This window comes from Streptomyces sp. NPDC096132 (assembly GCF_044763345.1).
Lineage (GTDB): Bacteria > Actinomycetota > Actinomycetes > Streptomycetales > Streptomycetaceae > Streptomyces.
The window spans coordinates 104,078-123,658 of sequence record NZ_JBIWGA010000018.1 but is presented as its reverse complement, the minus strand read 5'-3'; the positions used below and the strand labels follow the sequence as shown (position 1 = coordinate 123,658).

Here is a 19,581-nt window from a genome sequence, read left to right as displayed (position 1 = left end):
GTACGGGACTGCGATCGGCGCTGTGGCTCCGTCGCGGTCGGTTCAGTCCTGGACCTTGCCGCCCGTGATACGGGAGATGCAGAGGGCGACCAGGATGATCAGGCCGTTGAGGGCCCCGATCCACTGGGCGGGGACGCCCGCCAGGGTGAGCACGTTCTGAATCATGAAGAGGAGCAAGATGCCGGTGAAGGCGCCGAACATGGTGCCCTTGCCGCCGTTGAGGCTGATTCCTCCGATGACGGCGGCGGCGAAGACGGTGAAGATGTAGCCGTTGCCCTGCGCGGAGGCGACGGAGGCCAGCCGTCCGGACAGCAGCAGTCCGGCGAGGGCGGCGAGCAGACTGCCGGTGATGATGACGATCGCGAGCACCCGGTCGGTGCGGATGCCGGCGGCCTTCGCGGCGTCGACGTTGCCGCCGATGGCGTAGAGGGAGCGGCCGAAGCTGGTCCAGCCGAGGACGACGATCGCGACGGCGAACAGCACCAGGCAGACCCAGATGGAGGCGGGCATGCCGAACCATTCCGCGGTGCCGAGGTAGAGCATCGACTCGGGCAGCTGGAAGAAGGTCTGCCCGCCCGAGATGCCGGTGAGGATGCCGCGCAGCACGATCAGCATGCCGAGGGTGACGATGAAGCCGTTGAGGCCGAACCGGATGATCAGCAGCGCGTTGACCACACCGATCAGTACGCCCACAGCGAGCGTCACGGGGATCGCCCAGGCACCGGGGAGCAGGCCGAGGCCGTGCCCCGCGCCGGTGGGCACCACCAGCCAGGCCGCCACGCCGGGCGCGAGGCCCATGGTGGACTCCAGGGACAGGTCCATCTTCTTGACGATCAGGATCATCGTCTGGGCGAGGACCAGCAGGGCGATCTCGGACATGGTCTGCAGGACGTTGATCAGGTTGTCCGTCTGCAGGAAGATCGGGTTGACGATCTGGCCGACGATCGCGATGACGACGATGGCGGGAACCAGGGCGAGGTCGCGCAGCCGGGCGAGGGGGATGCGTCCGCCGAGCAGTCCGCGCCGCTCGGGCCGTTCTCCTGTCTCAGGCGCGGGGGTCTCCGCGAGGGCGGTTTCAGGCATCGAGGTCCACTCCTTCCATCGCGGCGACGAGGTCGTGGTCGTGCCAGCCGCGGGCGATCTCTGTCGTCATCCGGCCCTGGAACATCACCAGAACCCGGTCGCACATGCGCAGGTCGTCGAGTTCGTCGGAGGCGATGAGCACTCCGGTGCCGGCGTCCGCGGTCTCCTCGACCTTGCCGAGGAGGAACTCCTTGGACCGCACGTCCACGCCTGCCGTCGGGTTGATCAGGACCAGCAGTCGGGGGTCGTCGGCGAGGGCGCGTGCCATGACCACCTTCTGCTGGTTGCCCCCGGACAGTGCGGAGACCGGGAGTTCCGGCCCGGGGGTCTTGATCGCCAGCTTCTCGATCATGTCCCCGGCGAGCCGGTCCCTGCGGGCCCGGCTCAGCAGACCGCGCTGCGCGATACGGCCGGGCACCGACAGAGTGGCGTTGTCCGCGATCGACATGTCGGGGACGAAGCCCTGGTGGTGCCGGTCCTGCGGGACGAACCCGGCACCGGCGGCGAGCGCGGCCGGGACGCTCCCCGGCCGGGGCCGGTTCCCGGCGATCTCCAGCTCGCCGGACCCGGCGGCCCGAAGCCCTACGACGGTCTCGGCGACCTCCGTACGGCCGCTGCCCGCGGCGCCGGCGAGCCCCACGATCTCACCGGCGGCCACGGTGAAGCTGATGTCCTCGAACACACCCTCGCTGCGCAGGGCACGCACGTCCAGGGCGGTCCGAGCGGCGGTGTCGGGACCGCCCGCCCGCTCCGGACGGTCGGACCCGGCGGCCTCACCGGTCATGGCGGCGACCAGTTCGGTCCGCGGCAGCTCGGCGACCGGGGCGGTCACGATGTGCCGGGCGTCGCGGAACACCGTCACCATGTCGCAGATCTCGTAGATCTCCTGGAGGTGGTGGCTGATGAACAGGAAGGTGACGCCCTGCCGTTGCAGGTCGCGGATCCGGTCGAAGAGCCGGTTGATGGCGGCGGCGTCGAGCTGGGCCGTCGGCTCGTCGAGGATGATGAACCGGGCCCCGAAGGACAGCGCACGGGCGATCTCGACGAACTGCCGCTGTTCCACGCTCAGATCGCCGGCCATGGTCTGCGGGGAGACGTTCACCGACCAGGTCGACAGCAGTTCCTGGGCCCGGCTGCGCATGCCCTGCCAGCTGATCAGGCGGTTGCGTCCGCGCTGGTGGCGGTTGAGGAAGAGGTTCTCGGCCACGGTCAGAGTGGGGATGATCGTCGACTTCTGGTAGACGCAGGCCACGCGCTGCCGCCAGGCGTCCCGGTCGGCGAGCCGGGGGGCCGGCTCGCCCCCGAAGGTGACCATGCCCTCGTCCGGGGCCTGCAGACCGGTCAGGACGGACACCAGGGTCGACTTTCCGGCTCCGTTGCGGCCGACCAGGGCGTGCGTCTCTCCCGGCCGGACGGTGATCCGGGCGTCACGCAGGGCCACCGTCGGACCGAATCGTTTGACAATGCCCGTCGCCTCGACGACGGGCGGGGCTGCGGGAGCCCGCCCGTCGTCAGCCGGGGCGGGCGCGGGGGTGACTGCTCGCTCCCCGTCGCTCATCTCAACCGCCTTGAAATTGTGAGCTGTTGGCTTTTCCGACGGACCATCAGTCGAGGTTGTTGCCCCACAGTGACTTGTCGTCGCTCTTCACGCTGGGCACTCCGCCGTAGGTGCCGCCGTCGGCGGTGACGAGCGGAGCGGAAAGCTGGTCCTCCAGCAGACCGTCACGGACCTGGATGATGGTGCTGTCGTGGTCGGTCTTGCCCGGCTTGAAGGTCTTCCCGTCGATCGCGGCCTTCAGGTAGTACAGGGCGTACTTGGCATAGAGGTCGGCCGGCTGGGAGACGGTGGCGTCGATCTTGCCCTCGGCTATGGACTTGAGCTCCTCGGGGATGCCGTCGTTGGAGACGACGTACACGTGCTTCTTGTCCGAGGGGTCCACCAGCAGGCCCTTCTGCTTGAGGACCTGGAGCGTTCCCGACAGGGCGAAGCTGGACTGCATGTAAATGCCCTTGATATCCGGGTTGGCGGTCAGGTCCGTCTGGAGCTTCTGCGCGGCGACGGCGCCGTCCCAGTTGGTGGCCTCACCGAACACCTTGATGTCCGGGTAGTTCTTCTTCATGCAGTCGTTGAACGCCTCGGTGCGGTCACGGCCGTTGATGGAGTCCAGGCCACCCTGGAGCATCACGACCTTGCCCTTGCCACCGAGCTTGGTGCCCAGGTACTGACACGCCTTCTCGCCGTAGGCCCGGTTGTCGGCCCGCACCACCATAAACACCTTGCCGCTGTCGGGGCGGGTGTCCACGGTGACGACGGGGATCTTCTTCGCCTCCAGCTGCGACAGTGTCGGCGCGATGGCGGCGGTGTCCTGCGGGGCCATCGCGATCCCCTTGACCCCCTGACTGATGAACGTCTGCGCGTTCGACGTCAGCTTCGCCACGTCATTCTGCGAGTTGGTGGTCTTCAGCGAGAGGCCGAGCTCCTTGGCGTACTCCGGCGTGTACTTGATGTACGAGTTCCAGAAGTCGGTGTCGGAGCGCGGGTAGTCGACACCCACCAGCGGCGTGTCGCTCTTCGCCGACGCGGAGTCGGAGCTGGTGCTGCAGGCACTGAGCAGGGCCAGAGCCGAGCAGGCCGATACCGCGGAGAAGAGAGCAGTTCTGAGTCTCGTCATTGTTCCTCGCACTGATCCGGTGGGCGATGAGCGACCCCGATAGATGGGATGTCTTTATAGACAGAGCTCGGCCACGGTGTCCAGACCCCGAACCGAGAAACCTCAAAGCAGCAGGTAACGAACGAGGCTGGATAGCTCATCACCCTCATGAAACTCAACATCGATCCCATCAATGCCTGCGATAAGTCAGCCAGGCCCGAGTGACGGAGACGCGTCTCGGCCCCCGACCGACGACCGCCCCTTCTCCCGCCCCACACCCGGAAGCGTCGCCGCGGGCACCCCGGCGGCCGGCCGGGGTGTCAGGTGAAGCGCGAGATATACATGTGATGTCTGTGAGTCGATATGACACTATTTATGCTGATTCAGTCGCCAACACCCCAGTTAACCAAGCCGATTCATCCCTGCACAAGGGTTGACCGGCCCGATACGCGGATGAGATTCATAGGTCACATCAGCCCCTCCGTCCTCCGAAGCACCGGGAGTGAAAGTGTCCGGAAGTCTGTCGCGCCGCCGACTCATGGGTGTCGCGGGTGCCGCCATGGCCGCGTCCGCGCTGCCCGTCGTACCCGGTCTCGATTCGCTGAGCCGAGCCGCCGCGGCCACCCCGCAGGACAAGCTGAGCAAGCTGGTCGACCTGCGTTTCGGCATGTTCAACCACTTCAACCTCGGCACCTTCACCGACGAGGAGTGGGCCGCCGCTCACCAGGACCCCGCACTGTTCGCCCCGACCGCCGTCGACTGCGCCCAGTGGGCCGCCGCGGCGGCGGCAGCGAAGATGAGTTACGGCATCCTGACCACCAAGCACCACGACGGCTTCGCCCTGTGGCCCACCGCCTACGACACCCAGAACGTCGCCCACAGCGGCTACCCGCACGACATCGTCGACCAGTACGTCACGGCGTTCCGCGCCAAGGGACTCAAGGTCGGCCTGTACTTCTCCATCTGGGACCGCACCCACACCGTCGAGGCCTACGACACCCGCCACGGCGTCGCCAGCAAGGAAGCCGTCCAGCCCGCCGACCTCACCTACATCCTCGGCCAGATCACCGAACTCCTCACCAACTACGGCACCATCGACATATTCGTCACCGACGGCTACGCCTGGCAGATGGGCCAACAGGCCATCTCCTACCAGCGCATCCGCGAACACGTGCTGTCCCTGCAACCCGACATCGTCATGATCGACCACGGGGCGCTGTCGGTGCCCTTCCTCGGCGACGCGATCTACTTCGAGGAGCCGCTCGGAGTCACCTCGCCCGCCGGGAACACCTACGCGTCACTTCAGGGGCAGACGATCAGTGACGGCTGGTTCTGGCACCCCAGCACCCCCACGACCGACCCGATGAGCAAGGCATCGATCCTCTCCCACCTCGCCGACCTCGAACCCAAATACACCTCCTTCATCCTCAACTGCCCGCCCAACCGCAACGGCGTCCTCGACACCAACATCGTCAACCGCCTCACCGAGGTCGGCGCCGCCTGGAACCCCAACACGGCCAGAGCCCCCCTGCCCACCCAGCCCCTGCGCGTCGAACACCCCGTCACCCCCGTCAACGCCTACGCCACCGGCTTCCACACCGGCGAAGGACCCCTCAACGCCATCGACGGACTCAGCGACAAGAGCTTCGAAACCTGCTGGTCCACCTGGAACCTGGCACTCCCCCAGACCATCACCATCGACCTCGGCGGCGTCTGGAGCGGTATTTCATCACTGGAGTACCTGCCCAAGCAGTGGAACCGCAACAACTCCACCGACGGCGACATCACCTCCTGCACCATCTCCACCAGCACCGACGGCACCACCTTCACCCAGGTCGCCACCCCCACCTGGAACGGCGACCGCACCCTCAAGCTCACCGAATGGACCGCCCGCGACGCCGGCTTCGTCCGCATCAAGGCCACCGCCGCCACCGGCGACTACGCCAACATCGGCAACCTCCGCATCGGCGGACGCACCACCACCCCCGCACTGCGCTCCGGCGTCCTGCCCGGGGACGGCACCGTCTACCGACTCGTCGCCCGCCACAGCGGCAAGGCCGCCGACGTCTCAGGCGCCGGCACCGCCAACGGCACCGCCGTCCTGCAATGGCCCTGGAAGAACACCACCAACCAGAAGTGGACCTTCACCAGCACCGGCGACGGCTACTACAAGATCCGCAGTGCCGCCAGCGGCAAGATCCTCGAGATCGGCGGCCTCTCCCGCGCAGAAGCCGCCACCGCCGGCATCTGGAGCGACGCCGACGCACCCCAGCAACACTGGGCCATCACCCCCACCGGCGACGGCTACTACTTCCTCACCAACCGCTTCAGCGGACTCGCCCTCGACGTCACCGACGGCTCCACCGCCGACGGAGCCAACCTCGACCAGCACACCTACACGGGCGCCACACGCCAGCACTGGCAGATCACCACGATCTGAGCGGAGCGACACGTCGCCCGGCGGCCGGAGACCTCCGCCGAGCCGCGCACGCGACAGAATGAGCCGCCAAGGAAGTGACAGGCCGGCAGGCAGGCGCGGGCGGGACGGGTGCGGCATCTGTACGTGAACCGATCGCGCCCGGGCAGCAAGTTCCGGCCACCGGTCACGGCACCGCCCGGTCCCTGGGCGTCCACCATGTCCAGCTCAGGTCGCGAGGAACCCCCATGCCCGACTCCCCAGCCCCGACGCCGTCTCCCGGCACCAGCCGCAGCACCTCGGCCACCATCCCGCCGAACATCCTGCGCTACCTCTCCCCGGTCGCCGCCAAGTACGGCGTGGATCTGCGGCCCTTGCTGGCGGACGTGGGGCTGGGCGAGGCCGTGATGGGCTCCGCGGCGCTTCGAGTCTCCTACCGGCAGTACCGTCATCCGCCGCGCGGTGGAACTCACCGGTGAACCTCATCTGGGTCTGCAGGTGGGGGCCGCGCAGCATCTGACCGCCTGGGGGCTGCTCGGCCTGGCGCTCCTGTCTGCGGGCACCCTGGAGGATGCCATCGAGACGGGTGTGCGGTTCCAGAACCTGTCCGGTGCCATGGTCGTCTGGACGGCCGGGCCGGAGGACGGGGGCTACGCGCTGCGGGCCGCGTTGCCCGACCCCGCTCTCGACCCGACGGTCGCGGTCTTCCTCGCCGAGGAGGCGTTCGCCAGCGTCGTCACGCTCGCCCGGCTGAGCGCGGGGGGCGAATTCGCCCCGGCAAGCGTCGAGTTCGTCTTCCCCGCCCCGCGCGACACCCGCCCCTTCACCGGATTGTTCCGCTGCCCGGGGCGGTTCGCCGCCGTGGAGAACCGTCTGGTGTTCCCCGCGTCGTGGTTCCGCCGCGCGATGTCGGGTCGTGACCCCGTCACCTACGCGTCAGCGATGGAACTGCTGGCGCAGCAGACGACGGCCCGCCACGATCAGCAGGAGCTCCTGGAGGTACTGGAGATCTCGATCGCGCACAGCCTCCCCGACGTGCCGTCCTTCGTCGAGCAGGCCCGTCGGCACGCCTCCAGCGAACGTACGTTGCGCCGTCGCCTGGCCGAGTGCGGCACGACGTACGAGGCCGTCGTCGACGGCGTGCGGCACGAGCGGGTCGAGCAGTTGCTGCGACTGCCTGAGCTGACACTGCGGGACATCGCCCGGCAGGCGGGATTCTCCGACGCGCGCGCCCGGCGCCGTGCGGTGCACCGCTGGCACGGGACGGCTCCGGCGCGGCTCCGCGAGGAGACCGGCGCACAGTGAGGGGCGCGCCGGTGGGTGAACCGGGCGCCCCTACCGGTCACCGGGTGCGGATCCAGACCGTCTTCTCCCTGGTCCACTGCGCGAAAGCGTCGACGGACTTCTCCGCGCCGCCGAACCCGGACTGCTTCCAGCCGCCGAAGGGAGTCGTGATGTCGCCCTCGCTGTAGGCGTTCACGGAGACCACACCCGCCTCGATGCCCCGCGCCAGTCGGAACGCGCCGTCGAGGTCGCGGGTCCACACCGAGGCCGCGAGCCCGTACTCGGAGGCGTTGGCCATCCGTACCGCCTCGTCCTGCGCGGTGAAGGTCTGGACGGTGACAACCGGTCCGAAGAGTTCCCTCGTGAGCAGGTCGCTGCCCTCCGGCGCGCGGCTGATCACGGTGGGCGGGTAGTAGGCGCCGTGCGCCGGCAGGCCGTGCGGCAGGCCGGCGGTGTGGATCTGGGCCCCGGCTGCGCGGGCCGCGTCCACCGCCGTCGCGACCCGGTCGAAGGCGGTCCGGTCGATGAGGGGACCCACCTGGGTGCCCGGGTGGGAGGGATCACCGATGACCAGGCCCTTCGCGGCAGTGGTGAACCTGTGCAGTACCTCGTCGGCGATGCTCCGGTGGACGAGGATCCGGGAGCCGGCCGTGCAGTTCTGCCCCATCGTCAGGAACGCGGCCTCTATCATGTAGTCGATGAGTTCGTCGCCGTAGTCGAGTGCGTCGGCCATGAGGATCTGCGGGCTCTTGCCGCCCATCTCCAGCGAGACCCGTTTGAAGTTGGTCTCCGCCGCGTCGGACAGGATCCGGCGGCCGGTCGCCGTGGAACCCGTGAACGACAGTGCGCGCTTGCCCCGCAGTTCCTCGCTGCTGCGGTAGGTGACGGTGTGGCGGACCTCGCCCGTGAAGTGGCCCGGCAACTCGGGGGCGTTGGGGTGCCACTGCGCACCCGTGCACACGACGACCTGGCCGTGCACGCTCCGCCTCCCGTCGGCCCGGGTGACCGTCCAGGTACCGTCGGCGTTCTTCGTCACGTCGCGGACTGCCGTACCGAACTCGATACGGTCCCTCAGCCCGTACGCCTCGGCGAACGACGTCAGGTAGGACAGGACCTGCCGATGCGGCGGGTAGTCCGCGAAGTGGTCCGGCATGGGGTAACCACCGAAACCGGAGAGCGTCCTGCTGGAGATGAAGTGGGCCGACTCGTACATCGGGCTGCCAGGATTGTCGATGTCCCAGAGCCCGCCGGGGCCGGTGTGCCGTTCGATGTGCGTGTACGGCAGATCCCGCTCGGCAAGCGCCCTGGCCACCGCGAGCCCCGCGGGGCCCGCTCCTATCACACACGTGTCGTACCGGATCTCGCTCACCAGCCCGCCTCCTTGCAGCGATATCCCGGGTGTTGTATGGAACCTACGCACGTCCGGACCGACGGGGACTGACCCACGCGGCCACGGAGGGGACCTCAACGGCCAGCGGCGCGCCCCTGCCCGCTCCTGCCTGGCACTGCTGTGGGACGGACGACAGCAGTGAAGAAGGAGAGATCCCGGCCAGGTTCTCGTGGACCGGCGCGGAGGACGGGGATCGATCATCTAGGCTCCGATCGACACCGGGACGGCGAGAACGGGACAGCCGAAGCAGGCCACGGTAAGTCAGCCGCGACCATCGCGAAAGAGGCGATGAACGCGCCACGCCGGGTCGGCTCTCCGGGGATTCCCACGAGAAGGGCGAGCACCTGCGTGCGGCGGACCTGCGTCCTCGGTCCGCGCGTCCCCGGTCCGTCACCAAGACCGACCAATTGGTCTACAGGAAGGATTCACTCGTGACCGAGTTGAGCATCTCCACCGCTGCGGGCACGTTCGACGCCCTCGTGGCCGGCCCGCCCGAGGGCCGCCCGGTTCTGCTGCTGCACGGTTTCCCCCAGACGGGACGTGCGTGGGAGCGGCAGATCGAGGCCCTTGCCGCACAGGGCCGCCGCGTCGTCGCACCGGACCAGCGCGGCTACTCCCCCGGTGTGCGCCCCGAGCGGCCCGAGGACTACCGGCTCGACATCCTGGCCGACGACGTCGTCGCGATCACGGAGGAACTGGGCTGGGCGGCCTTCGACCTCGTCGGCCATGACTGGGGAGGCGCGGTCGCGTGGTGGGTCGCCGGTGCCCACCCCGGCCGTGTGCGCACTTTGGCGGTCGTCTCGACACCGCACCCCGGCGCCCTGGCCGAGGCCCTGGGCACCGACGAGGACCAGCGCAAGCGATCGCAGTACATGATCGACTGGCGCGAGACACCGGCGACCGAGAACCGCATGCTCGCCGACGACGCCGCGGAGTTGCGCGCCGCCTACGCGGGCAGGATCCCGCAGGCAAGTGCGGACGCCCACGCCCGGCACCTGTCCCGGCCGGGTGCCCTCACCGCGGCACTGAACTGGTACCGGGCCGGCCGCCCCGACGGCGAGGTCGGCGTCATCGACGTCCCCACGCTCTATGTCTGGAGCACGGACGACGCCGTGTTCGGCCCGGCGGCTGCGCGGAACACCGGCCGGTGGGTCGGCGGGCCGTACCGCTTCGAGACCCTTGAGGGCGTCAGCCACTGGATCCCCGAGGAGGCGCCCGAGACGCTGAACAGCCTCCTCCTCGAACATCTGCGGGCGCACGGCTGACAGGGGCGCGTCGCACGCCCTGCCGACCGTTTCCCACTGTGCCCGGTTCGAGAGCCCCGGACCGGGCACAGGCGCGGGCTGTACTCAGCCGACAGCAGACGCACCGCCACAAGACCGCCGAAAGGTACCAGTCGGTCGTCCAGCTCCGCTGACAAGGGATCCACGGAGGCCGGCGCGACCGGGGCGAGATCCGGGAGGTCTTCGAGCGGGAGAGGAGCGAGTGGGGACGCTCCGCGCCCAAGGGGGCGGCGCCCCGCCAAGTGGTGTCGGGGAGCAAGGCCGGAATCCGCAGGTCGGAGGCGGTGGCTCCGCCGGATCGAGCATGGACACGCCTCAGCCGGACGCTTCGCGGCATGCAGGCTCCAGAGAGAGCGCCATGGGCCTCGAACCGGAACGCCGAGCGCTTGATCCCCCGCACCACGTCCTGACACGTCCTGCGGCACGACCCCCAGGGGCCCCACCGACACGCCCGCCGAACTCGCCGGGGCGGCGCGCCTCGATCTGCGCGAGACGTCTCTGCGCGCCGAGGTCGGTGTCTGCGGCGCCGACTCGCGAACGATGCAGGTAGGACGGGACCCGCCAATGCGGCGGGTGGTCCGCGAAGTGGTCCCAGAGCCCGCCGGGGCCGGTGCGCCGTTCGATGGGCGTGTACGGCAGATCCGGCTCGGCCGGCGCCCTCCCTGCCGCGCCCCTCTCACCCCACATTTCACCTGAACTTGATCGATCGACTCAATCAGAGGACCAAGTCGCTATAGTGGATGCATGGCTCATGTGTCCGCGGCGGAGCGCCGCCCCCAGCTGATCAACGCGGCCATCGACCTCATGACCAGGGAGGGAGTGGCCGCCGGAAGCACCCGCGCCATCGCCGCCGAACTGGGCGTGGCCCAGGCGACAGTGCACTACACCTTCGGTACCAAGGAGGATCTGTACCGGGCCGTCATGGAGCAGTTGACCCACGATCTGATCGAGCAGGTGGAACGCGCCGTACCGGAGGGCACCGGTTTCGAGGAGACGGTGGCCGCGCTGGCCTCGGCGCTCTGGCGGACACTGCGGGAGCAGCCGACCAGTCACCAACTCCTCACCGAACTGTCCATGTTCGCACTGCGTACGCCCCGTCTGCGGGAGGCCCTGGAAGGCCACTACCGCGAGGTCATGGGCGTGACGACGAAGCTCGTGGCCGAGGCCGCCGAACGCACCGGGCACCAGCTCGCCCAGTCCGCCGAGACCATCGCCCGGCTCTTCCTGGCGGGCTTCGACGGTCTGTCGGTGCAGCATCTCTCGCTGCGCGACGAGGAAGCCGAACTCGACTGTCTCCAAGCGCTGGTGTCGGCGGCCGTGGCCCTGGCCGGAGGCCGCCTGGAGCTGGTGGCACTGCCGGACGGCCCCTGACGGATCGCACCACGGCCCACCGGGACCCGGCGCCGTGGTATCCGTTCGCCCCAGGCCACCCGAGCGGCCCGGCGTGGCGCACGCAGTCAGCCTCGAACGGCTCGTAGGGCTGCGCGGCGCGTCGCCTGACGGGCCACGCACGACACAGCAGGGCCACCTCGTCCCGCACATGGCGGCACGGGATGGCCCTGGCATACGAGACTCCGGCGTACGCGCTCCGAAGGGTGGGGCCGGTCGGACCCCGCGTGACGCGACCCGACCGCCTCGCCCTCGGTCCCTCCGCGGACGGCCCCTCTCCGGGGCCGGCCGACGTGGACGGCGTCGGTCACCCCACGGGCGAGGCCACCGACCGCCGGTCCTCCGCGGCCTTCGCGCTCGCCACCGTCATCCTCATCAGGGGGATCGAGGACCCCATGGTTCCGCATGCCAGGACGAGGCTCAGTATGCCGGCGCCGGCGCCGTCGAGGATTCCTCCGACCACCAGAGGTCCGATGCCGGTGCCCAGGGCACCCGCCCCGCTCAGGGAGGCCACCAGACGTCCGGTCGGATCGATGAGCGCCGCGGCGGCGAGCATCTGCACCAGGACTGCCAGCTGACACGCCTGCCAGAGAACGGCCGCGACGACGAAGAGCACGGGATCGTGGGTGAAGGTCAGGAGCGCCATCGCGAGAGCCTGGGCCGTGACGAAGCCGACCATGGACCGCATCCGCCCGAAGTGCCGGGCAGCGATGGGCCCCACGACGGCGCCGGCCAGCCCCACGACGCTGGAGCCGGCGAGGACGGCCGCGACGGCGGAGTGCGACATCCCGGTGTGCTGACGGCCCAGGACCGAGGCGTACGACCACGCGCCCTGGGTGACCGCCCACAGCAACGCGGTACCGACGAGCAGTACCACCGAGGGCCTGCCCGAGGCCGCCTCGGCCGTGCCGGAGGATTCCGGGCCCGGTGCCGGAGGGCCGTCGGGGAGCCGACGAACCAGGGGCCAGGCGAGCAGGCAGCACAGTGCCATGAGCAGGAATCCGGCACCCTCCGCCAGGTCGTTGTTGGCCACCGGAACACCCATGATCAGCAGAGCGGTCGCAGCTACCACGCCGCAGACGGTGACCGCGGACGCCTTGTCGGCGTCGTCGGTGGCGGCGAGTGCCGCGGTGGCCGCCGCGTAGACCGCGCCGAGCCCCGCGCCGAGGACCAGGTTGGCCAGGATCAGGGTCACCGGGTCGGTGGCCAACGCCGCCCCCAGGAAGCCCGCTCCCGACAGTGCCAGGCCCAGACGGGCCATCCGTACGCGCCCGGGGCGGGCGGCCCGCCGGGCCAGCAGCAGGGTGACGACCGCGGTGGCCATGAGCTGGGTCGCCGCCACAAGCCCGGCGCCGGAGTCCGACAGCGTGAAGCGCGAGGCGAAGTCGTCGACGAAGACGGGCATCACGTTCGCTCCGCCATTGCCCAGGGTCACTCCGGTGACAAGGGCCACCGCGACGCCGAAGGTCAGGGCGGTTCCGCCGCGGGCGCTCACCGGGTGCTCGCCTGCGAGGAGCGGGCGACGGCCGGCGATCCTCGGCGTGGTGCCGAACGTGCAACAGGCATGGGAACCTCACGAGTTCGAGAAGGAGCGGGACATGTGGCGGGAAAGGGGGCCACGGACGTGCCGCACGTCCGTGGCCCCGTCGGTCGGCGAGGCGGGTGCGAGGACCGGTGGCCGTCGCGCCCGGGGCGTCAGCCGGCCCAGACGTCCTCGACGTAGCGGCCGGACTCGATCATGGCGCTCAGCCAGGCGGTGGCCTCCTCGTCGTCGGCGCCGGTGTACTTGCGGTAGGTGGCCATGAACGCCTCCCGCACGGCGGGGGCCATGCGGCGGCCGTCACCGCAGATGTACACCCGTCCGTCGGCCTCCAGGGCCGCCCAGACCTCGTCGTTCTCCCTCGCGATGCGGTCCTGGACGAAACGGGCGCCGTCCTCAGGGGCGTGGGAGAAGGTGGGCCGCATGCTGACAGCCCCGGCAGCCTCCGCCGCCTCGAACTCCTCGCGGTGCAGGTAGTCGACGTCCGGGTGGTCGCAGCCGAAGTAGCACAGCAGGGTTCCGGTGGACCGCGTGTGGTGGCGGTCGAGCACGGCCCCGCGGAACGGCGCGAGCCCGGTCCCCGCGCTGACCAGGATCACGGGTACGGACGGGTCCTGCGGCAGACGGAAGTCCTCGTTGCAGGGCAGGACCCTGGCCTGGACGGTGTCGCCGGACCGGACGGTCCGCAGGTGGTGCGAGGCGATGCCGTGGAACGTGCCCTCTCCGCCGCGGTGCGGTGCGGCGAGCAGCGACACCATCAGGTCCACCTCATCGGGTGCCGCCGTCGCGGAGGAGGAGATCGAGTAGTGGCGAGGGCGCAGGACCGGCAGCAGTTCCAGGAAACGCTCGAAGGGCAGCTCGCAGGCACGGTAGCGCTCCAGCAGGTCCAGGACGCTGCGCCCGGCGGCCGTCACCTGCTCGCGGAAGCCCTCGGGGTCCATCGCGGCGAGTTCGGACAGGGGGCGCTTCTCGGGCGGGCAGGCGGTGTGCTCGGCGAGGACGGCTACCTGCTCCGGTGAGGCGGGGTCCTGCAGTTCGACGAAGTCGGTGAGCAGGCGGCGCAGGGTGAGCGGGCGGTCCACGGGCAGCGCGCCCCGGCTGCGTCGGCGGGCCCGCAGCCGGACGGTGCGGTCCAGGTCGAGTCCGAAGCGGTCGGCGACCCGCCGGACGAGGGAGGCCGGATTGCTGGGGAGGACGGCCATATGGTCGCCGGTACGGTAGGTGACGCCCTCGGGCAGCCGCAACCGCAGGAAGCGCTTCGAACGCCCCAGTTCATGCTCCATGTCGACCAGTTCGCGGGCTTCGAGTACTTCCATCGGCTGGACGCCGTGCCGTGCCGCCAGTCCACCGATGACGGAGTCCGTCGCGTCCTCCAACTCGTAGAGCCCCGTCTCCGCTCCGGTGTCCGGCTCCGTCGTGACCGCCTCCCCGGTGGCGCCGTACCCCTCCAGCAATACGGTCCACAGGTCGTCGGTCCACCGGTCCACCGTTCCGGCGAAGTCGCCGGAGGCGTCCGCGGTGCCACGCTCCAGCAGTGACGTCGCACCGGCCGCGGCGAGCCTCTCGTCGATGAGGGCCGGGACACGCTGGTAGGTGGCTGCCCAATTGCGGTCGCCCACACCGAGGAGGGCGTAGTGGAGGCCGTCGAGCGAGCCGGGTTCAAGCCCCTCCAGCCACTCCATGAACTCGGCGGCGTCATCGGTGGGCCTACCGTTGTAGGAGGCCGCCACGATCACCACGGGTCCGCCGGTGGCCGGAAGCTTGCCCACGGCGTCGTTGAGCGAGGTCACTGATGGGGAGAAGCCTCGTTCGCCGCTGTCCGCCGCCAGGTCGTGTGCGATGCCCGCGCAGGTGCCCAGGTTGGAGCCGTGCAGCAGGGTCAGCGCGGTTCCTGTGGCACGCCGTGTCGTGGTCCGGTCGCCGGCCGCGGGAGCGCCGGCGGCGGTGGCCGCGGCGATGGGCAGGCGTCGCTCGCCGCTGGTGCGCCGGGCGAGGGTCAGCGTGAACTCGTCGGGCTTGAGGGTCAGCGACTGCTTGATCTTCAGCTGGTAGTCGGTGTGGTCGATCAGCCGGTAGCGGTGGATCACCAATGCGAGGACCAGTGTCGCCTCGTGCAGCGCGAACTGGCGTCCGATGCAGGCGCGTTCACCGCTGCCGAACGGCTTGAATAGGTGCACCGGACGCTCCGCCTCCCGCTCGGGCAGGAAGCGGTCAGGGTCGAACAACTCGACGTTCTCGCCCCAGGCCGGGTCCCGGTGCAGCCGGGGGATGAGCACCTGGATCGACTCGCCCTTGCTCACGGCGTACTTCCCGCCGATGACCGTGTCCTCCAGCGGCTCCACCGCATAGGCGGGAGCCGTCGGCCACAGCCGCAGGCCCTCGTTGAGCACCTGACGGATGTACGTCAGCTTCCCTACGTCCCCATAGTCCGGCTCGGGGGCGTCGGTGTCGCCCCACAGCGCGTCGACCTCCGCCTGCGCGCGGGCAAGGACCTCGGGGTGCTTGGTCAGGTAGTACAGGGCGAACGACAGGGCGCCGCTGGTGGTCTCGTGGCCGGCGATGAGGAACGTGATCGCCTGGTGGCGGATGTTGACGTCGTCCAGGGGTTCGCCCGTCACCGCGTCACGGGTGTGCAGCATGCGGCCGAGCAGATCGTCGGTGGCGGTGTCCCCGGAGGCCCTGCGCTGCCGGATCACCTCGTCCACGAGGTCCCGCATCACCGTGACGTCGGCGCGGAACCGCTCGGCCTGCCGCCATTTGAACAGTTCCATACCGGGGATGGACTCCCCCTTCGCCTGGGCGAAGCCGAGCGCGCGCGTCAGCGCGGAGACGAAGGGGTGCGCCTCCTCCCGGCCGAACGACTCGAAGTCGTAGCCGAAGCCGCACAGCCCGATCGTGTCGAAGGTCAACCGCGTCATGTCCTCGGCAACGTCCACGGGCTCCGTCCCCGCCGCCCGGTCCCACTTCCCGATCAGCTCACGGGCCACCTTGAGCATCGTCGCGTGATAGCCGCGCATCGCGCCGAGAGAGAACGCCGGCATGAGAACGTCGTGCGCCTTGCGCCAGTTGGGCTCGTCGTTGAAGGCCGTGAACAGCCCGTCGCCACCGATCTCCCGCAGGATCACGAGGTCCGGATGCACGTTCTTGCGGAACCTGGTCTCGTCCGCCAGCTCGGCGACCAGGTCGAGGCCGGAGGCGAAGTTGATCTCATTGCCGAAGACGCGGAGTTTGAACAGGGGGCCGAGCTCCTTGGCCTCCTTCATCACGTAGAGCAGACCGTCGGCGCCACCAGGAATGTCGAAGGCGTGGCCCACCAGAGGCAGGGCGGGGCGCTGGGGGATCGGTTCCGTTCCGCGCACGTTCGCATGAGTCATGAGCTTGCCTTTCGTTCCGCGCAGGCTGTCGTGACCAACCATACAGGCGACATTGTCAGGTGACAATGTCGTACGATTTTATTGGTCGACACAGTCGATGGTGGAACCCCAAGGAAACGGAAGACCACCATTCGAACCGGCCTCGCGCACCCGCCCGCTCCCGACCACGGGACAGCCGCCCTCGCGGCACGGGACCGCCGCCACCCGAGCCATCGACTGTCGTCGCGCGAGACAGGAAGCGGGGCCCGGCCGACGGCGACCACCGCAGACCTTGAACAGACCCCGAAATCACCCCTTACCGCCCTCAAGGTCAGCAACTGAGATCTATTAGCATCTGACCCTGTTTGCACGACACATCGCGAGGTGCAGCGTGACCAGCATGATCACAACCGCGGGCAATCTGCCCGCACCCCTCACGAGCTTCGCGGGCAGGCGCCGCGAGGTCGCCGAGATCCGACGCCTGCTCGGCGAGGTGCGCCTTCTGACACTCACGGGAGCCGGCGGGGTGGGCAAGACCCGGCTGGCCCTGGAAGCAGCCACCGGGTTGAGCAAGTCGTTTCCCGACGGCTTGTGGTTGATCGACCTGGCCCCGATCCAGGACCCCGCGATGGTGGCGCCCACCATCGCGAGCACCCTCCGACTACCAGATCTCGGCACCAGACCCGCCCTCGACCAGATCACGGATCACCTCACCCACAACCGGGCACTGATCGTCCTGGACAACTGCGAGCACCTGGTCGACGCATCCGCCGAGCTGGCGAAGAAGCTGCTCCTGGCCTGCCCGGGGCTGCGCGTCCTGGCCACGAGCCGTCAGACGCTGGAGGTCACGGGCGAGCACGTCCTCACCGTCCCTCCGCTTCCGATACCGGACGAGGCGATCGAACTGCTGCAGGAACGGGCCATCGCCGTCCGGCCGGACTTCCGCATCACCGACTCGAACCGCGCTCAGGCCGTCCGGCTGTGCACCGAGCTGGACGGGCTGCCCCTGGCCATCGAACTGGCCGCCTCCCGCCTGCGCACACTTCCCGTCGACCAGCTGACGGACCGTCTGCGAAACAGGTTCGCCCTGCTCAACGGCGGCTGCCGGACCAAGCCCCCACGCCAGCGCACGTTGCAGGGCATGATCGAGTGGAGCTACGACCTGTGCACGCCGGCCGAGCGACTGCTGTGGAACCGGCTGTCGGTCTTCGTCGGCGGCTTCGGCCTGGACGCCGCCGAGGAGGTCTGCGCGGGTGAGGGCATCGCGGAACACGAGGTTCTGGACCTGCTCGACCGGCTGGTGGCCCAGTCCGTCGTATTGGCGACCGAAGCCGAGGGGCTGCCCCGCTACCGTCTGCTGGAGACCATCAGGGAGTACGGAAGAGCTCGGCTCACTGAGTCGGGAGGAGAGCAGCGAGCGCGGCGGCGGCACCAGGAGTTCTTCCTGGCCCTCGCAGAACGGACCGCAGCCGCGTGGTTCGGCCCGGGCCAGGAGGAGACACTGGCCCGGCTGCGCGCCGAGCACAACAATCTCCTGGCGGCACTGGACTTCTGCGGGTCGGCGGTCGTGGAAGTGCCGGAACACCCACAGGCCCGGCCGGCACTCCCTGGACCGGAGGAAACGGAGTTGGTGGATCAGGATCAAGCAGACGCACAAACCACGCTCCGCCTGGCCACGGCGCTCCGCTTCCACTGGTGTGCCGACGGGTTCCTCGGCGAGGGGCGCCGTCAGTTCGAGCGGCTGCTGACGGCGGCACCCGAGCCGACTCCTGTCCGGGCGAGGGCGCTGTGGGCGGCTGCCTGGGTGGCACTGCTGCAAGGCGCTCTCGCGACGGCCGACCGGTGGCTGGACGAAGCCGAAGAGCTGAGTGAACGGCTCAACGATCACTCCGTCCTGCCGTATGTGCACGGCTTCCGCGGTGCGTCGGCGGCGTTTCGGGGCCGGATGGAAGAAGCCATGCCCCTCTACGAGGAGGCCCTGGCCGCGCATCGGGCGGCCGGTGAGGGGGGCGAGATGCTGTTCTGGCAATTCCAGGTGGCCATCACCCAGGCCCATCTCGGAGACCCGCGTTCCGCGGACACCAGTAGGCGTGCGGTGGAGATCGCGGAAGCCCACGGGGAACGGCTCTACGGGTCGTACGCACTGTGGGCACTGGGTTACGCGCTGTGGGCGGACGGCGACATGGAAGAGGGCCTGTCGTTGACCCGGGCCGCGCTGGAGACCCTTCGAGGCTTCAACGACTACGCCGGGACCGCGGCGGCACTGGAGGTGTTCACCTGGATCACGGCGTCTCGCGGCAATCACGAGCGGGCGGCTCAGCTGCTGGGCTCCGTGTACGCCCTGTCCCGGGAGATCGGCGCCTGCCCCGTCTCCACCCTGGGCACGCACCGCGCACACTGCCGGGAGACGGTCCTCTCCGCACTGGGTGAGGCCGGATACGACAAGGCCGTCGCGGAAGGCGCCAGGCACGACAGTCCGGCTCAGGCCATCGCCCTCGCTCTGGCCCCGGGAACCGACACCGGCCAAGGAACCTCGGCCACGGCCACGAGCTCGCTGACCTGCCGGGAGCGGGAAGTGGCCGCGCTGGTGGCCAAGGGCATGACCAACCGGAAGATAGCGACCGTGCTCAGTCTTTCGCCGCGCACCGCGGACCGCCACATCGAGAACATCAGGGCCAAGCTCGGCGTCAGTTCCCGCGCCCAGATAGCGGCCTGGTGGGTGGGGAGCCGGGGGTCCCTCTCGTAGGAGCAGCAGGGTGAAACTACCCATCCCGCCCGACGGGGGAAGTACCCATTGAGTCGCGGGAACCCTGCGGCGATGCTCCTCACATGAAACACACAGGGGAGTCCGGAAGCGCGCCAGGCCCGCCTTCGGACCGCGAGCACCGACGAGGCCCGGCCACCGCCCTCAGCGGCGGCGCGCCACGCAGGGCGCACCCCTGAGACGGTTCACCCGCGCCGGACCCCGCTCGGCGTCCGGCTGCGAGTCAGTGATCAACAGCCCCGGCGGATCCCGGACCTCACTGTCCGGGGACACGGACCGACCCGCAAACGCCCTGGGCGATCGCGATCCGATTTCGCGCTGAAGGCCGCGGACGAACCCGCCGCCCCGCATGTGCGGCCGGTGCACGGCCGCACAGTGCACAGCGCCCGGGTGCGCGACCCCAGGTAGCCCCGACCACCCACAGCGCC

At 69.6% G+C, this 19,581-nt stretch carries 10 protein-coding genes and 1 pseudogene; 5 read left to right on the top strand and 6 right to left on the bottom strand.

Translation table 11 applies throughout. The features are described from left to right. Positions 1-42: 42 nt before the first annotated feature. Genes ACIRF9_RS35225 through ACIRF9_RS35215 form a run of 3 tightly spaced genes read right to left on the bottom strand, consistent with a single transcriptional unit; the run spans position 43 to position 3,755 of the window. Positions 43-1,083 (bottom strand): ABC transporter permease, encoded by a 1,041-nt coding sequence (locus ACIRF9_RS35225; protein ID WP_403830669.1) that lies wholly within the window; start codon positions 1,081-1,083, stop codon positions 43-45. Further along, positions 1,076-2,641 carry a sugar ABC transporter ATP-binding protein gene (locus tag ACIRF9_RS35220; protein WP_403830666.1) on the bottom strand — a complete coding sequence of 522 codons (1,566 nt, stop codon included), beginning with the start codon at positions 2,639-2,641 and terminating at the stop codon, positions 1,076-1,078. Before ACIRF9_RS35220 ends, ACIRF9_RS35225 begins: the two co-directional genes overlap by 8 nt. 46 nt (positions 2,642-2,687) lie before the next feature. Further along, the gene (locus ACIRF9_RS35215; RefSeq protein WP_403830664.1) at positions 2,688-3,755 is read right to left on the bottom strand and encodes a sugar ABC transporter substrate-binding protein; all 1,068 of its coding nucleotides are present in this window, start codon (positions 3,753-3,755) and stop codon (positions 2,688-2,690) included. 538 nt (positions 3,756-4,293) lie between these two features. On the opposite strand from ACIRF9_RS35215, the gene ACIRF9_RS35210 reads away from it, so the two are divergent. Both ACIRF9_RS35210 and ACIRF9_RS35205 read left to right on the top strand, forming a co-directional pair. Beyond that, on the top strand, positions 4,294-6,174 hold the full coding sequence (locus ACIRF9_RS35210; protein WP_403830919.1) for an RICIN domain-containing protein: 1,881 nt from the start codon (positions 4,294-4,296) through the stop codon (positions 6,172-6,174). Positions 6,175-6,398: 224 nt separating this feature from the next. Next, positions 6,399-7,455, top strand: a pseudogene (locus ACIRF9_RS35205) (AraC family transcriptional regulator ligand-binding domain-containing protein). 37 nt (positions 7,456-7,492) lie between these two features. Here the strand turns inward: ACIRF9_RS35205 and ACIRF9_RS35200 are convergent. Continuing rightward, positions 7,493-8,803: an aldehyde dehydrogenase family protein gene (locus ACIRF9_RS35200; RefSeq protein WP_403830660.1), complete on the bottom strand. Its 1,311-nt coding sequence runs from the start codon at positions 8,801-8,803 to the stop codon at positions 7,493-7,495. A gap of 452 nt (positions 8,804-9,255) precedes the next feature. Here ACIRF9_RS35200 and ACIRF9_RS35195 point away from each other — a divergent pair, with 452 nt between their 5' ends. Together ACIRF9_RS35195 and ACIRF9_RS35190 are read left to right on the top strand one after the other, a co-directional pair. Beyond that, positions 9,256-10,089 (top strand): alpha/beta fold hydrolase, encoded by an 834-nt coding sequence (locus ACIRF9_RS35195; protein WP_403830658.1) that lies wholly within the window; start codon positions 9,256-9,258, stop codon positions 10,087-10,089. A gap of 762 nt (positions 10,090-10,851) precedes the next feature. Next, positions 10,852-11,478, top strand: a complete 627-nt coding sequence (locus ACIRF9_RS35190; protein WP_403830655.1) for a TetR/AcrR family transcriptional regulator — start codon at positions 10,852-10,854, stop codon at positions 11,476-11,478. 325 nt (positions 11,479-11,803) lie between these two features. On the opposite strand, the gene ACIRF9_RS35185 is transcribed toward ACIRF9_RS35190, so the two are convergent. After that, positions 11,804-12,991, bottom strand: coding sequence for an MFS transporter (locus ACIRF9_RS35185; RefSeq protein ID WP_403830652.1), 1,188 nt, complete (start codon positions 12,989-12,991; stop codon positions 11,804-11,806). A gap of 200 nt (positions 12,992-13,191) precedes the next feature. Further along, complete coding sequence (locus tag ACIRF9_RS35180) at positions 13,192-16,410, bottom strand: bifunctional cytochrome P450/NADPH--P450 reductase (RefSeq protein WP_403830650.1); 3,219 nt, start codon at positions 16,408-16,410, stop codon at positions 13,192-13,194. Between the two features lie 379 nt (positions 16,411-16,789). Here ACIRF9_RS35180 and ACIRF9_RS35175 point away from each other — a divergent pair, with 379 nt between their 5' ends. Then, complete coding sequence (locus ACIRF9_RS35175) at positions 16,790-19,135, top strand: ATP-binding protein (RefSeq protein ID WP_403830648.1); 2,346 nt, start codon at positions 16,790-16,792, stop codon at positions 19,133-19,135. Positions 19,136-19,581: the final 446 nt, after the last annotated feature.